Origin of the sequence: Arthrobacter sp. NPDC058192 (assembly GCF_042883665.1) — a bacterium.
Taxonomy (GTDB): domain Bacteria; phylum Actinomycetota; class Actinomycetes; order Actinomycetales; family Micrococcaceae; genus Arthrobacter.
Genome location: NZ_JBHVVJ010000008.1, coordinates 1 through 14,402 on the forward strand (window position 1 = coordinate 1; position 14,402 = coordinate 14,402).

The 14,402-nt window shown below is 66.6% G+C and carries 11 protein-coding genes and 1 pseudogene; 4 read left to right on the forward strand and 8 right to left on the reverse strand.

Features of this window, described 5'->3' with window-relative positions:
• The 3 genes and pseudogenes from ACFVVK_RS09595 to ACFVVK_RS09605 all read right to left on the reverse strand — a co-directional run.
• Window positions 1–109: pseudogene (locus ACFVVK_RS09595) on the reverse strand (sugar phosphate isomerase/epimerase); the annotation flags it as partial.
• A gap of 122 nt (window positions 110–231) precedes the next feature.
• Window positions 232–1,371, reverse strand: a complete 1,140-nt coding sequence (locus ACFVVK_RS09600) for a Gfo/Idh/MocA family protein (RefSeq protein WP_390266189.1) — start codon at window positions 1,369–1,371, stop codon at window positions 232–234.
• A complete protein-coding gene (locus tag ACFVVK_RS09605; RefSeq protein WP_390266190.1) occupies window positions 1,368–2,123 on the reverse strand; it encodes a sugar phosphate isomerase/epimerase family protein in 756 nt (251 codons plus the stop codon). The genes ACFVVK_RS09600 and ACFVVK_RS09605 overlap by 4 nt, the downstream gene beginning before the upstream one ends.
• A 262-nt stretch (window positions 2,124–2,385) precedes the next feature.
• Here ACFVVK_RS09605 and ACFVVK_RS09610 point away from each other — a divergent pair, with 262 nt between their 5' ends.
• Entirely contained in the window at window positions 2,386–3,573 is a 1,188-nt protein-coding gene (locus ACFVVK_RS09610) for a CynX/NimT family MFS transporter (RefSeq protein WP_390266191.1), read from the forward strand.
• A 179-nt stretch (window positions 3,574–3,752) separates the two neighbouring features.
• Here the strand turns inward: ACFVVK_RS09610 and aceB are convergent, their stop codons facing one another.
• Together aceB and aceA are read right to left on the reverse strand one after the other, a co-directional pair.
• Window positions 3,753–5,417 carry a malate synthase A gene (gene aceB, locus ACFVVK_RS09615; protein WP_390266192.1) on the reverse strand — a complete coding sequence of 555 codons (1,665 nt, stop codon included), beginning with the start codon at window positions 5,415–5,417 and terminating at the stop codon, window positions 3,753–3,755.
• 303 nt (window positions 5,418–5,720) lie between these two features.
• Window positions 5,721–7,037 carry an isocitrate lyase gene (aceA, locus tag ACFVVK_RS09620; protein WP_390266193.1) on the reverse strand — a complete coding sequence of 439 codons (1,317 nt, stop codon included), beginning with the start codon at window positions 7,035–7,037 and terminating at the stop codon, window positions 5,721–5,723.
• 154 nt (window positions 7,038–7,191) lie between these two features.
• Here aceA and ACFVVK_RS09625 point away from each other — a divergent pair, with 154 nt between their 5' ends.
• Complete coding sequence (locus tag ACFVVK_RS09625) at window positions 7,192–8,703, forward strand: helix-turn-helix domain-containing protein (protein WP_390266194.1); 1,512 nt, start codon at window positions 7,192–7,194, stop codon at window positions 8,701–8,703.
• A 204-nt stretch (window positions 8,704–8,907) separates the two neighbouring features.
• On the opposite strand, the gene ACFVVK_RS09630 is transcribed toward ACFVVK_RS09625, so the two are convergent.
• From ACFVVK_RS09630 to ACFVVK_RS09640, 3 genes are read right to left on the reverse strand one after another with little or no spacing between them, the layout of a single operon-like run.
• The gene (locus tag ACFVVK_RS09630) at window positions 8,908–10,023 is read right to left on the reverse strand and encodes an ABC transporter substrate-binding protein (protein WP_390266195.1); all 1,116 of its coding nucleotides are present in this window, start codon (window positions 10,021–10,023) and stop codon (window positions 8,908–8,910) included.
• Window positions 10,024–10,081: 58 nt separating this feature from the next.
• Entirely contained in the window at window positions 10,082–10,960 is an 879-nt protein-coding gene (locus tag ACFVVK_RS09635; protein ID WP_390266196.1) for an ABC transporter permease, read from the reverse strand.
• Window positions 10,957–11,817 carry an ABC transporter ATP-binding protein gene (locus ACFVVK_RS09640; protein WP_390266197.1) on the reverse strand — a complete coding sequence of 287 codons (861 nt, stop codon included), beginning with the start codon at window positions 11,815–11,817 and terminating at the stop codon, window positions 10,957–10,959. The genes ACFVVK_RS09635 and ACFVVK_RS09640 overlap by 4 nt, the downstream gene beginning before the upstream one ends.
• A 257-nt stretch (window positions 11,818–12,074) precedes the next feature.
• Here ACFVVK_RS09640 and ACFVVK_RS09645 point away from each other — a divergent pair, with 257 nt between their 5' ends.
• Both ACFVVK_RS09645 and ACFVVK_RS09650 read left to right on the forward strand, forming a co-directional pair.
• Window positions 12,075–13,688 (forward strand): ATP-binding protein, encoded by a 1,614-nt coding sequence (locus ACFVVK_RS09645; protein WP_390266198.1) that lies wholly within the window; start codon window positions 12,075–12,077, stop codon window positions 13,686–13,688.
• Between the two features lie 5 nt (window positions 13,689–13,693).
• Window positions 13,694–14,371: a response regulator gene (locus ACFVVK_RS09650; RefSeq protein WP_390266199.1), complete on the forward strand. Its 678-nt coding sequence runs from the start codon at window positions 13,694–13,696 to the stop codon at window positions 14,369–14,371.
• The last annotated feature ends 31 nt before the right edge of the window (window positions 14,372–14,402 follow it).

A 14,402-nucleotide genomic window follows, 5' to 3' on the forward strand; every position in this document is an offset into this window, starting at 1 on the left:
ACACCGCGATTTCCAGGCCGTCGTAGCCCCAGCCGGAGGCGAGCTTGGCGACTTCCTCGAAGGGCAGGTCGGCCCACTGGCCGGTGAACAGGGTGTATGGGCGGGGCATGTCAGGCTCCTTCGGTGGGGTGGGCTTTGCCCATGAACGCATAGCCGACCATCCCCACGCCCAAGGCAGGGTTCTCCGGGGTGGTGCTGTCCTTGCTTTCTGGGGAGTTCATTGCCTGGTTCCTAGAGTGTGGAAGCGGTGGGGTCCCAGTCCTCGGGGAGGGCCGGGGAGGCCGTGGCGGAGCTTTCGACATTGACGAAGGTGCCTGATTCCACCGATTCGGAAATCGAGACCATCGTGTCCAGCACGTGGTAGGCGAGATTTCCGGTGGCCCGGTGCGGGATGCCGGCCCGGATGGAGCGGGCCATGTCCAGCACGCCCATGCCGCGGCCCTGGCTGGGGCCGGTGGCGGGAACGTTGGTCCAGTCCTCGTCGCCTGCGCGCCACAGCTTGACGTCGCCGGTGAAGTAGTTGGGATCCGGCAGGGAAATGGTGGCTTCCGTACCGGTGATCTCCACGAAGCCCATCCGCTGCCGCGGCGACTCGAACGAGAAGACGCTGTGCGAGGACGCGCCGCCGTCGAACTGGGCCATCGCGGACACGTGGGTGGGGACGTCCACGGTGAACTCCTCGCCCAGCTTGGGTCCGGAGCCGATCACCCGGACTTCCTTGGCTTTGGAGCCGATGGCCGCGACCCGGCGCACGGAACCGAACGTCTGGACCAGCGCGGTGAGGTAGTACGGGCCCATATCGAACAGGGGCCCGGCGCCGTACTGGAACAGGAAGGCCGGGTTGGGGTGCCAGGACTCCGGACCGGGCGTCTGGAACATGGTCATGGCCGTCAGCGGCGTGCCGATGTCGCCGCGCTCAATGATGCGCCGGGCCGTCTGCAGCCCGGCACCGAGGAACGTGTCCGGGGCGCAGCCGAGCCGGAGCCCGGCGGCGTCGGCGCTCTTCAGCAGCCCCAGCCCGGAGTCCCGGTCCAGTGAGAACGGCTTTTCCGTCCAGACGTGCTTGCCGGCATTGACGGCGGCCGTGGCCACTTCCACGTGCGCCGCCGGGATGGTCAGATTGACGACGATCTCGACGTCGGGGTGGTTCAGCGCGGCGTCCACGCCGCCCCATTCGGGGACCCCGTATTCCTTGGCCCGCGCCTCGGCGGCGTCTTCGAAGAGGTCCGCTATGACGCGGACCTTGAGGTCCGGGAAGACCGTCAGATTGTCCAGGTACTGCTTGCTGATGACGCCGGCGCCGATGACGGCGACGCCCACCGGACCGCGGCCGGTGGGCCGGCCTGCCGTCGGGTTCTGTGCGGCGCTCATGGGTTCACGCCCTGCTCGTTGGCGGAACCGGCCTGCAGGTAGCCGAGGCTCTGGGCAATGCCGTCGAAGATGTCGCCGGAGTAGTCGTCAAATTCCACGACGCCGACTTCGAGGGACTGCGCCGCGGCAATGACGTCCCACACCGGGATCTTGCCTTGGCCGGCCGGCAGTTGAGCCTTGGTGTCCGTGCTGATGGGGCCGTCCTTGATGTGGATGAACTTGACCCGGTCGCCGAGGCGCTGCAGCAGTTGCACCGGGTCCTGGCCACCGACGGCGGCCCAGTAGGTGTCCACTTCCAGGACGAGTTCCGGGTCCAGCAGGCCGGCAAAGTATTCCAGTGCCGTCTGGCCTTCGATGCTGGACTCCAGCTCCCAGGCGTGGTTGTGGTAGCCGACGCGGATGCCGTATTCGGCGCCCTTTTTCGCTGCCGCGTTCAGCTTCGCGGCGGTGGCCTGGATGTCCTCGGCGGACTGCCAGTGCTCGGCCGGGAGGTAGGGATCGATCACGGTGGTGATGCCCAGTTCCTTGGCGGCAGTGAAAATCGCGTCCTGGTCCTGGCCCAACAGCGGGGCGTGGCCGGACGGGGCCGTCAGGCTGTTGTCCTGGAGGGCCGTGCTGAGTTCCCTGGCCGTCGCGACGAAGTTGTAGGGCTCCACCTGGGTGAAGCCGAGCTCGGCGACTTGTCTGATGGTGCCGGGCAGGTCTTCCTGGAGGGCGTTGCGGAGGGTGTACAGCTGGATTGAATACGACACGGGATTCCTTTGCTGGCCGTCGGTTGTTTCCAAGTAGGGGAAGTTACGGATGTCCTGTCCGTTTGATTCTGCTGGAAGAAGGACTGCACGCCCATAGGCAGGGAGCAGATTTCTGGCAAGCGCGTCCGGGAGTCGGGTTGCCGGCGGCGGTTTTGCTACGGGCGGCGGCTCGCGAATTGATGGTGAACCAGTGGCCCGTGATAGCAATGTGACTGATGAAACCATACTTCTTGCCGCCCAACGGGCGGCAACGGACCACCCCATGAGCCATTTCACGCGGACGCCGCGCGCCTGGCTCCTCATGCTCGCAATCGGGCTCATCGCGCTGAACATGCGCGGTCCCTTGGTGGCTGTGGCACCGGTGGTCGCGCAGATGCGTGACGACCTAGGGTTCACCCCGGTGGAACTGGGATTCCTGACCGGGATCCCGGTCCTGTGCTTTGCCCTGGCCGCACCGTTGGCGTCGCTGGCCGGACGCAAACTTGGCCCCGAGTTCGCCATCACGCTGACCCTGTTGGGTGTGCTCCTGGGCGTCGTGGTCCGCTCTGCGGGCGGCGGCGCGCTCGTCATGCTGGGCACCGTGATCCTTGGCGTCGCCATCACCATCGGCAATATCGTGGTGCCGTTGATCATCCGGCGGGACTTCACCCCGGCCCGGCAGGGAGCGGCGATGGGAACCTACACGGCGGCTCTCAACATAGGTTCGTTCCTCACGTCCATGGTGTCGGCGCCGCTGGCCGACCTGCTGGGCTGGCGGCCCGCGATTGCCGCGAGCGGCCTTTTTGCCCTGGCGGCCCTCGCCGTCTGGGCGATCGCCGTCGGCCGGCGGGCCTTCACCCCTGAACCAGTTCCCGCGGCGGAGCCGGGGCGCCCGGGGCGCAGGCCTGCATCGCGGTGGATCACGGCGGCGCTGACGTTCGCCTTTGCGGGCCAGGCGTTCTCCTACTACGGAGTGACGGCCTGGTTGCCGAGCCTGCTGGCGGACGAACTCGGCATGGCGCCCTCGGCCGCCGGGGCGGCGTCCTCGCTTTTCCAGATCCTCGCCATTCTGGGCGGGCTGGGCGTCCCGCTGGCGGCCCGCTTCGCCAGCACGACGGCGGTGGGCCTCACCCTGGGGCTGTTGTGGCTCACGGTACCGCTCGGCTTGTTGTTCGGGCCGGAGCTGTGGTGGCTGTGGTGTTCCCTCGGCGGCGTGGCCCAGGGTGGCGGCATCACGCTGATCTTCCTCGCCATCATTAGGCTGGCCCAGGACCAGGCCTCCGCGGCCCGGATGTCCGCCGTAGTCCAGGGCACCGGATACTCCTTCGGGGCGGTGGCCCCGACCCTCCTGGGCTACGTGCACGGCGTCTCCGGCGCCTGGACTGGACCCCTCCTGATGATCCTTTGCTCCGTGACCGCGTTCATCCTGGGCACTGCGGTGTCCCTGCGCCGCGTGCCGAAGCCGCGGTAGGTCTTCCCCTCCCGAGACGACAGTTAAGGCCCATGTTTTTCGAAAACATGGGCCTTAACTGCCAACTCGACGCCATTGGCGAGCTGAAGGGGTTCCGCTGCTGGGCCGCCACCCGGATCTCGGGCTGCCTGTTGCGAAGGGCGGGAAGCCCAGCGGACGGAATCCTGGGGTTACAGGGGTTACGCCGGGACGAGGGCCGGGTTCTCGCTGGGGGCGTCAACGCCGGCCCGAGCCTCATGCAGGAAGCGGTCGTAGGCCGGGAGCGTCAGGAAGGCGGGGAACTCGTTGCTGAGCGTGACCTCCTCGAAGATGTCCCGCGCGTCGGCGAAACGGTCCCCTTCAAAGCGTTCCAGCCTGGCGAATTCCTCGTCCAGCATGTCCTCCACCCACTCGCGCGTCACCACATCGCCGTCGTCCGTGATGGCCCGGGAGAAGATCCACTGCCACAGCTGCGAGCGGGAGATCTCCGCGGTGGCGGCGTCCTCCATCAGGTTGTGGATGGCCACCGCTCCGTTGCCGCGCAGCCAGGATTCGATGTAGCGGATCCCCACCTCGATGTTGTTCCGGATGCCCTGTTGGGTGATGGTCCCGGTGGTGGAGGAGATGTCGATCAGTGCGCGGTCGTCCGCCGTGACGTCTTCGCGGAGGCGGTCCAGCTGGTTCGGCCGGTCGCCAAGGACGCCGTCGAACACTTCACGGCAGACCGGCACCAGATCCGGGTGCGCCACCCACGAGCCGTCGAAACCGTCGTCGGCTTCACGGGTCTTGTCCGCGCGGACCTTCTCGAAGGCGATCGCGTTGGCTGCGGCGTCCTTGCGGTTGGGGACGGCGGCGGCCATGCCACCGATCGCCATGGCGCCGCGCTTGTGGCAGGCCCGGACGAGCTGTTCGGTGTAGGCGCGCATGAAGGGCTGGGTCATGGTGACCTGGCCGCGGTCCGGCAGCACGAACCGGGGTCCGCGGGTACGGAAGTTTTTGATCAGCGAGAAGATGTAGTCCCACCGGCCGGCGTTCAGGCCAGCGGCGTGGTCCCGGAGTTCGTGGAGGATCTCCTCCATCTCGAACGCCGCGGTGATGGTCTCGATCAGCACCGTGGCGCGGATGGTGCCCTGCGGGATGCCCAGCAGGTCCTGCGCCAGGATGAAGATGTCGTTCCACAGGCGGGCCTCGAGGCGGTTCTCGATCTTGGGCAGGTAGAAGTACGGTCCCTTGCCCTGGGCGATGAGGCGGAGGGCGTTGTGGAAGAAGTACAGCCCGAAGTCCACGATCCCGCCGGCGATCGGGGTGCCGTCAACGAGCATGTGCTTTTCCGGCAGGTGCCAGCCGCGGGGACGGACCACGATGGTGGGCAGTTCACCGGCGGCGCGCAGCTTGTACTCCTTGCCCTCGGTTGACGTGAAGTCGATCCGGCGCTCCAGCGCATCCGTGAGGTTCAGCTGGCCCTGGATTACATTCCGCCACGAGGGGGTGGAGGCGTCCTCCATGTCCGCGAGCCACACCTTGGCGCCGGAATTCAGCGCATTGATGGTCATCTTCTTGTCGACCGGCCCGGTGATTTCCACGCGGCGGTCCTCCAGGCCCGGAGCCGGGGGAGCCACACGCCAGTTCGGGTCGTTGCGCACGGACTCGGTCTCACGAAGGAACCGCGGGTCCTGGCCCTTGATGATCTGCTGACGGCGCTCCCGCCGTGCCTGCAGCAGCTCCTGCCGCCGCCCGGCAGTCGCCTTGTGCAGCTTGGCAACGAAGGCCAGCGCGTCCGGCGTGAGGACCTCGCCCTGCCGGCAAATCGGCTGCGCAGTCAAGGTAACCCCATTGATGGTGAAGTTGTCAGTGAAGCTGTTCATTTCAAATCTCTCCTCGGAGAAGCAGATGTTCGACGGCGGGTGCGGTTTGGGCCGAAAAAGGCAATCCTCCGCGTGCTATTCCCCATCCCCGCCTTGGGCCTCGCAGAGCTCGGCCGGGCGGGGACAGGGCCCCTTTTACGCACGCTTCCGGATCACCTTCCCCGGCCCCGGTGGCAGTGGCACCATGGGTGCCCGCCGCCGTCGTGCCTTCGGGTGAGCGGAATGAACAGCTCACTTTGGGCGGAATGGGCCCACGGCCGCCGGGTTCCCTCGCGAGCTTGCGAGCGGAGGGGCGGCTGGGGACTAGTGGAACTGACCCTCTTCGGTCGATCCGACCAAGGCGAGGGTGGATGCGTTCGGGTTGAGCGCAGTAGCGATGTCGTCGAAGTAGCCGGTGCCGACTTCGCGCTGGTGCTTGGTTGCGGTGTAGCCGCGGGACTCGGAGGCGAATTCCCTCTCCTGCAGCTCGACGTAGGCGCTCATGCCTTCCCGGGCGTAGCCGTGGGCAAGGTCGAACATCGAGTAGTTCAGGGCGTGGAAGCCGGCCAGGGTGATGAACTGGAAGGTGAAGCCCATGGCGCCGAGTTCGCGCTGGAACTTCGCGATCGTGGCGTCGTCGAGATGCTTGCGCCAGTTGAACGACGGCGAGCAGTTGTAGGAGAGCATCTGGTCCGGGAACTCGGCCTTGACGGATTCGGCGAACTTGCGGGCCAGCTCCAGGTCCGGGGTGCCCGTTTCCATCCAGATGAGGTCGGAGTACGGGGCATAGGCCTTGGCGCGGGCGATGCAGGGTTCGATGCCGTTGCGGACCTTGTAGAAGCCTTCCGCCGTACGTTCACCGGTAATGAATTCCCGGTCCCGCTCGTCGACGTCGGAGGTGATCAGCGTGGCCGCCTCGGCATCGGTGCGGGCGATGATGACCGACGGCGTGCCGGCGACGTCGGCGGCCAGCCGGGCCGCGTTCAGCGTCCGGACGTGCTGCTGGGTGGGGATCAGGACCTTGCCGCCGAGGTGGCCGCACTTCTTCTCCGAGGCGAGCTGGTCTTCCCAGTGCACGCCCGCGGCGCCGGCCTGGATCATGGACTTCATGAGCTCGTAGGCGTTCAGCGGGCCGCCGAAGCCGGCCTCGGCGTCGGCCACGATCGGGACCAGCCAGTCCTCGACCGTCTGGATGCCCTCGGAAAACTCGATCTGGTCCGCGCGGAGCAGCGCGTTGTTGATGCGCCGGACCACCGTGGGGACCGAGTTGGCGGGGTAGAGCGACTGGTCGGGGTAGGTGTGGCCGGAGTTGTTGGCGTCCGCAGCGACCTGCCAGCCGGAGAGGTAGATGGCGCGCAGCCCGGCCTTGACCTGCTGCACGGCCTGGTTGCCGGTCAGGGCGCCCAGGGCGTTGGTGTACTTGCCGGTGGCGTGCTCCTCGGTGAGCTGCTTCCACAGCTTCTCGGAACCGCGGCGGGCCAGCGTGTGCTCTTCGGAGACGCGGCCGCGGAGGCGGACGACGTCGGAGGCTGAGTAGTCCCGAGTGACGCCTTCCCAGCGCGGGTTGGCGGCCCACTCGAGCTCCAGAGCGGCGGTCTGCTGGCCGGGCGTCTGCTGGGTGGGCTCAAATGCTGCAGTCATCTTTGTCTCCTTGGTGGGTTCCGGGCCGGCCGGCCTGCATCTCTGCAGGTCCCGGCCGGCTGGTCCGAAAGGCTGTTCCGGAAGCGGCGGGGCTTCGTGAGAACTACTTTTCTTCACTTTCCAAGAGGTTTCTAGATGAAAACCGTGGAAAGAAATGCACTTCTTCGCATATCCTCAAGAAATGCACGCCGCCAGCTGGAATCGCCAGGTCTCGTCCTTCCCCTCAACCGCCGCGCCGGAGCTGGACGTCATCAGCATGGGCCGCCGGGTCCGCCATTTGCGCAAGGCGGCCGGCCTCACGCTCGATGACCTGAGCGCCGCCGTCGGGACCGCCCCGAGCCAGCTGAGCCTCATCGAAAACGGCAAGCGCGAACCCAAGCTCGGCCTGCTCCAGCAGCTCGCCGCGGCGCTGGGCGTCAGCATCGACGAGCTGCTCGGCGCAGAGCCGCCCAACCGCCGCGCTGCGCTGGAAATCGAGCTGGAACGCTACCAGCGCAGCCCGCTCTACGAATCCCTGAACCTGCCGAAGATCCGCATCAGTTCGCGGCTTCCGATGGATGTGCTGGAGTCCATGGTGGGGCTGCAGCACGAGCTGGAGCGCCGGCTGAACGAGCAGGTGGCGACGCCGGAGGAGGCCCGCCGCGCCAACGCTGGGCTGCGCGCCATGATGCGGGAGCGGAACAACTACTTCCCGGAGTACGAGGCGGAGGCGCAGAAGGTGCTGGCCTCGGTGGGGCACACGAGCGGGCCGCTGTCCCAGCACGTCATTGCGGACATCGCCGGGCACCTCGGATTCAGCCTCCATCATGTGGGGGACCTGCCGCATTCCACCCGCTCGGTGACGGATCTTAAGAACCGCAGAATTTACCTCACGCAGAACGTCCGCACCGATCACGACCCCCGCTCGGTGCTGCTGCAGGCTCTCGGCCATTACGTCCTGGGACACCAGACTCCTTCGAACTACGGGGATTTCCTGATGCAGCGCGTGGCCACAAACTACTTCGCCGCCGCGCTTCTGCTGCCCGAGCAGGCGACCGTTGAGTTCCTGCAGCGGGCCAAACAGGCCAAGGAAATCGCCGTCGAGGACATCCGGGACGCTTTTGCCGTGTCCTACGAGACGGCCGCGCACCGGTTCACCAACCTCGCCACCGAGCACCTGGACATTCGCACGCACTTCCAGAAAACCCACAAGAGCGGCATCATCTACAAGGCCTATGAGAACGACGGCGTGACGTTCCCGCAGGACCACACCGGCGCCATCGAGGGCCAGCCTTCGTGCAAGAACTGGACGTCCCGGGTGGTGTTCGATGTCCCGGACAAGTTCAGTGCCTACAACCAGTACACCGACACCCCGGCCGGGACCTACTGGTGCACGGCCCGGACGGAACGCTCCGCGAACGGGGAGTTCTCGCTGTCCGTGGGCGTGCCGTATGCGCACGTGAAGTGGTTCCGCGGCCGCGACACCACGGAGCGGTCCAAGTCCACCTGCCCGGACGAAAGCTGCTGCCGCCGGCCGCCGGCGTCGCTGACCGCAGAATGGGCCGGCAATGCCTGGCCCTCGGCGCGTGCGCACTCGCACCTGCTGGCCGCCATGCCGCCGGGCGCCTTTCCCGGCGTGGACGAGACCGAGGTCTACTCCTTCCTGCAGGCGCACTCCGGGAGCTGACCCTCCCTCCCTTCTTGCCGCCCCTTACCCGACCCTCCCGCACTTTTGGCCACCCATTTCCCAACGCTTCCGCAGCTTTGTCAGGGGTGGGGATGCAAAAAGCCGAACCCGACCACGGGCGTGGTCGGGTTCGGCCAAATGGCGTTCGATACTAAGCCGTTCGGTACTAAGCCGTTCGGAACTAAAGGGCCGCGGGCGGTGGCGTCAGCCGTCTGAGCCGGCGGCCGTCGTCGTCGGGGTGTAGCCCTCGAGCTTGAGCGCGGCCTCCGCGTACTTGTTGGTGAACGTGTCGGTGAAGTGGATCTTGGAAGCGTCCACCCCGTTCTGCTTCTCCATCGCGAAGATCGTCTGGGGCCCGCCAGCCGGCATGATGCCGTCAGGCAGGAACTGCCCCTTGTCCGTGTCCAGCGCCTTGACGTACTGGTCCTTGGAGATGGTGCTGTTCTGGACGAAGGAGGTGGGCAGCTTGTCCGCGATATCCGCCGCCGAGTGGGTGCTGATCCAGTGCATGGTGTCAACGAGGGCGTTCACAACCTTCTGGGCCGCATCCTCGTGCGACTTGACCCAGTCGGACTGGGCGAGGACGCTGGCCGCCGGCCAGGAACCGCCGAGCGCAGTCTTGGTACCGTCCGAGGTCGCGAGGTCGATCGCGGAGACGGCCAGGTTCTTGCTCTCGAGCGCGCCGACGGTGGGCTGAGTTGTCATGACGCAGTCCGCGGATCCGCGCTGGATCGCAGCGATGGCAGTGGAACCAGCCCCCACGGCGATGGTGTGGTAGTCGTTCTTCTTGACTCCGGCCTTGGCGGCGATGAACTGGGTGAGCTCATCGGTGCCGGAGCCGAGGTCGGTCACGCCGACGGTCTTGCCCCTGAGGTCCGCCGCGGAGTGGACGTTGGCTTTGGGGTTGCACATGATGCGCTCGCCCGGGGCGCTGGAGAGCTGCACGAGGTCGATGACATTCTTGCCCTTGGACTGGAAGTCGACGGTGTGGATGTACCACGCCCCGGCCATGTCCACCTGTCCGGACGCCATGGCTTCCTCCGCGCCGACGCCGCCGTGCTGCTCCGTGGAGAGCTCGACATTCACCCCGTACTTCTTGTAGTTGCCGAGGCTTTCCGCGAGCTGGTACGGGAGGTAGATCTGCTTGTCGATGCCGCCGACCATGAGCTTGACCGTGGGCATCGTCGAGGTGTCCGCGGACGCGGTGCTGCCGGAACCGCTGGAGGCGGTGGAGCTGGCCGAGGTGCTGCCGCCGCAGGCGGCGAGGCTGAGCGCAACCACGCCCAGGGCAGCGGTGGCGTAGATCTTGTGCTTCATCATTGGGGCACTTTTCCTTATTCTCTTCATGGATATTGCGTTGTTGACGGTGAAAAATTTGTCAGATGGCCTGGGCTTCGGAACGGTTCGGTGGCCGCCATCTGAGGAGTGAGTGTTCCAGCAGGCTGATCAGGTATTCGGCCGCGAGAGTGATCACGGCAATGATCACCATGCACGCGAAGACCGTGTTCGGATCGAAGGTGCCCTGGGCCTGGCTGATGATCAGGCCGATACCTTGCTGGGCACCGAGCACCTCCGCGACCAAGGCGCCGATAATCGCGAACCCGAAGGCCGTGTGGAGGCTTGCGATGATCCACGTCATCGCCGAGGGGATGGTCACGTGAATCGCGACTTGGACAGGGGATGCCCCGAGTACGCGGACGTTCGCGACGAGGTTCTGGTCCACCTCACGCACGCCCTGGAAGGCGTTGAAGAAGACGACGAAGAAGACCAGCACTGCGGCGAGCAGGACCTTGGGGAACACGCCGAGCCCGAAGGCCACGATGAAGATCGAGCCGAGGACGATGCGGGGAATCGAGTTGACGATCCTGATGTACGGGCCGACGACGGCCGAGAGGTACTTGTTCGAGCCCAGCAGGATCCCGAGCACCACGCCGACGAAGGTGCCCAGCGCGAAACCGAGGACCGCTTCCTCCATGGTGACCCCGAGGTTTTCCCAGATGGTCCCGAACGCTGTTCCGTCCGTGAAGAGCGTCACCAGGCTGTTCCAGATCTCGCTGGGCTGGCCGAAGAAGAACTTGTCCACCCAGCCTTCCTCGGTAAACCACTGCCAACCGCCCACCACGGCCACTGCGAGGGCGGCGCGGCCCACCCAGATGGCAGTCGTGCGGCGCCGGTGCGATGCTTTTCCGGACTGCACGGCCGCTGCCTGCTGCTGCTCCTGCGAGTTCACCTTTTCCCCTTGCACAAGAGTGGTCATGCTGCTGCACCTGCCGATCGGGCGTAGGCACGGGTGACCTCGTCCTTGAGCGATTGCCAGATCTGGCCCTGAAGCTCAAGGAAGCGTTCCTCGTGGCGGATTTCCTGCACGTTGCCGCGCGGCCGGGGCAGATCGATGTCGAAGACGTCCTTGACCGTGCCGGGGCTGCTGGTCATGATGACCACGCGGTCGGAGAGCGCCACGGCCTCGTCGAGGTCGTGCGTGATAAACAGGACCGAGGGCCGGAGCTCCTCCCAGAGCTTCAGCAGCTCATTCTGCATGATGGCCTTGGTCTGCACGTCGAGGGCACCGAACGGCTCATCCATGAGCAGGATCCTCGGATTGTTGATGAGCGCTGCTGCCATGGCCACGCGCTTTCGCATGCCCCCAGAGAGCTGATGCGGGTAGCGGTCCTCGAAACCGGCCAGCCCCACACGGCGCAGCCAGTCCCTGGCGAGCGAGGTGGCCTCGCGCTTCGGGGTTCCCAGCAGGATCGGTCCCATCATCACGTTGCTGAGCACGCTCTTCCAGGGGAAGAGCGCATCCGCCTGGAACATGTAGCTGACACCGTCCGTGACGCCCTCTACGGTGTTGCCGCCGACGCGCACCGAACCCTGGCTGGGACGCTCCAGCCCGGAAACCTGGGCCAAGGTGGTCGACTTGCCGCAGCCCGTGGGGCCGACAATCGAGCAGAACTGCCCGGGCTCGACGGAAAGCGCCACGTCTCGAATCGCGGTGAACGTTTCGCCCTTCGGCGTGAGGTAGCGCTTGGTCAGCCCGATTATTTCGATGCCGGCATCGTTGCCCGCCTCGTTGCCGGCATCCGCGGGTGGGCGGATGCGGTGGTTTACACCCATGGCGTAAAGCCTCTCTGTTGAATCGGCGCCGCCGCCTCATTTGCGGCGGCGCCATTGTCCGGTGGATCCTTTAGTCATGCCCAGCAACTCTCCGTGCCGTGTGACATGAGTCATGATCAGTGCACCCACCCTAGAAAGCACTGCCGTGGTACAGCCACGCTTGCGTGCCTTGTGAGGGTTACTAGCCTTCATTCATCTTTTGAACCTTTTGCTCGAAGTGCGGTCCGGACTGCTCGAAGCGCCGTCCGGGGCCAGCAGTGAGCAGCGCGCGGGCATGGTGGGGCGCCCGGCCGCTCGCATCGCAGATTCTGGTGTGGACGCTGGTGCTGATCGTGGTCACCGTGGCTCTCGGCGGCCTGGTGACCGACCGCATCACCGGCCAGGTCCTCGACGAGCAATTCCGTCTGCGTGCCCTCGGCGTCGCGGAGTCGGTGGCGCAGATGCCGGAGGTGGCAGCCGGTGTGGCGTCCGGCGACGCGAACCATGAGATCCAGGCGGTGGCTGAACAGGTGCGCACCCGCGCACAGACGGACTACGTGGTGGTCACCGACCGGGACGGGATTCGTTTCTCGCACCCCACGCCGTCGCTCATCGGGAAGCGCCTCGAGGAGCCCGTCGCGGTCCTCGACGGCCAGACCCAGGTGGGCACCGACCAGGGCAGCCTCGGCGACTCGGCCAACGCCAAGGCACCGATCCTGGACGCCTCGGGAAATGTCGTCGGACAGGTCTCGGTGGGCATCCTCGAGACGACCGTCAGCATGGAGCTCGAGCGGGACGCTGGCATCGTCGGCGGATCCTCGGTGCTCATCCTCCTGATCGGCGGTGCGGGCTCGTTCCTGCTGGCACGGGCCATCAAGCGCGCGACGTTCGGTCTCGAGCCGGCGGAGATCGCATCGCTCCTCCAGGAGCGGGAGGCTCTTCTCCACGGCATCCGCGAGGGCATGGTGGGAATTGACGACGCCGGCCGGGTCACCGTGATTAACGGCGAGGCCCGGCGCCTGCTGCACCTCGAGAACAGTCCCCTGGACCGCCCGGTTGAGGAGCTCATCCCCGCAGGCAGGCTCCGTGATGTCCTCACGGGCGGGGCGCCCGGCGCGGACCAGACGATCATCACCGACGACTCACTGCTCGTGGCGAACCGCATGCCCGTGAGTGTGGGCGGCCGAAGTGTGGGCGCTGTCGTGACCCTGCGCGACCGCACGGAGGTGGAGGCACTGGTGCGGGACCTGCGGGCGCTGGAAGGGCTCATGGCAGCCCTGCGTGCGCAGGAGCACGAGTACGCCAACCGCCTCCACACCGTGGGCGCCCTCCTCCACCTCGGTGACATTGAGCAGGCGCGGACCTTCATCTCCGGCATCGCAGACACGTCGCGTTCGCTCGGCGAGGGACTGCGGGCACGGATCGAGCCGCCCGAACTCGCTGCCCTCATCTATGCCAAGACCACGGTGGCCGCGGAACAGGACGTCAGCGTGGCCGTGTCTGACGAGTCACGCCTCCGCGAACCGGGGCTCGGGACGCAGGACCTCCTCACGATTGTGGGGAACCTGCTCGACAATGCGGTCGACGCCGTCTCCAGCCTTCCCGGCCAGCGGGAAGTCACACTCACCCTGGATGACTCTTCCGGCGTTTTCGTGTCGGTGACCGACAACGGTCCGGGCGTGCCCGCGGAGTCCGTGCACGACGTCGTACGCGACGGCTATACAACGAAAACCGAACGGCCAGGCGGAGCCGGCGGCCACGCATTGCGCCGCGGCATCGGCCTGGCGCTCGTAGCGAGGATCGTGCGCCGTGCAGGTGGCACGATGGACGTGTTCGCCGGACCGGGCGGACGCTTCGAAGTGTGGATTCCGAAAAGTGGGGCAGAAGGATGATCCGTGTGCTCGTTGTCGACGACGACTACCGCGTCGCGCGGCTCCATGCCGCCCAGGTTGCGCGCGTTCCGGGGTACGAGTGCGTCGGTGAATCGCACACAGTGGCCGAGGCGCGTGCCGCGATCGCGAGCGAGCGCCCCGATCTCCTGCTCCTGGACGTCTACCTGCCGGATGAGGATGGCATCTCCCTGCTGCAGTCGCTTCGCGAGGCGGGCGAGGACCTGGATGTCATCATCATCACCGCGGCGCGCGACGTCGGGACCGTACGTGCGGCGATGCGCGGCGGAGCGGTGTACTACCTCGTGAAGCCCTTCGGGTTCGAACAGCTCGCCGAGCAGCTCAGGGCCTACCAGAGGTGGCGCGCCGATGCCGAGTCGCGCCGCATCACCGGCCAGACCGACGTGGATGCACTGTTTGCCTCGCGGCGGGCAGCCGCTTCGCCCGGCGCGGGCCCGGGCTCCGCGCGGCGCCTCCCGCCGACGATGCAGAAGGTCCTCGACGCCGTCGTCACGGCCGGCCGGCCCTTGGGCGCGCAGGACATCTCGGACCTCGTCGGCATCTCGCGGCCCACGGCGCAGCGGTACCTGAGCGAGCTCGAACGAAAGGAGCGCGTGACCCTGCACCTTGAGTACGGCACCACCGGCCGCCCGGTGAACACCTACGTCTCCGCCGACTCCCGTTAGCCGTTCCCGTTAGCCATCGCAGGTGAGGGAG

Bases quoted from the DNA above. Each gene is read 5' to 3' on its own strand.
- ACFVVK_RS09600 (WP_390266189.1), bottom strand. From the start codon at position 1,371: ATGAGCGCCGCACAGAACCCGACGGCAGGCCGGCCCACCGGCCGCGGT.
- ACFVVK_RS09610 (WP_390266191.1), top strand. From the start codon at position 2,386: ATGAGCCATTTCACGCGGACGCCGCGCGCCTGGCTCCTCATGCTCGCA.
- aceB (WP_390266192.1), bottom strand. From the start codon at position 5,417: ATGAACAGCTTCACTGACAACTTCACCATCAATGGGGTTACCTTGACT.
- aceA (WP_390266193.1), bottom strand. From the start codon at position 7,037: ATGACTGCAGCATTTGAGCCCACCCAGCAGACGCCCGGCCAGCAGACC.
- ACFVVK_RS09625 (WP_390266194.1), top strand. From the start codon at position 7,192: ATGCACTTCTTCGCATATCCTCAAGAAATGCACGCCGCCAGCTGGAAT.
- ACFVVK_RS09630 (WP_390266195.1), bottom strand. From the start codon at position 10,023: ATGATGAAGCACAAGATCTACGCCACCGCTGCCCTGGGCGTGGTTGCG.
- ACFVVK_RS09635 (WP_390266196.1), bottom strand. From the start codon at position 10,960: ATGACCACTCTTGTGCAAGGGGAAAAGGTGAACTCGCAGGAGCAGCAG.
- ACFVVK_RS09640 (WP_390266197.1), bottom strand. From the start codon at position 11,817: ATGGGTGTAAACCACCGCATCCGCCCACCCGCGGATGCCGGCAACGAG.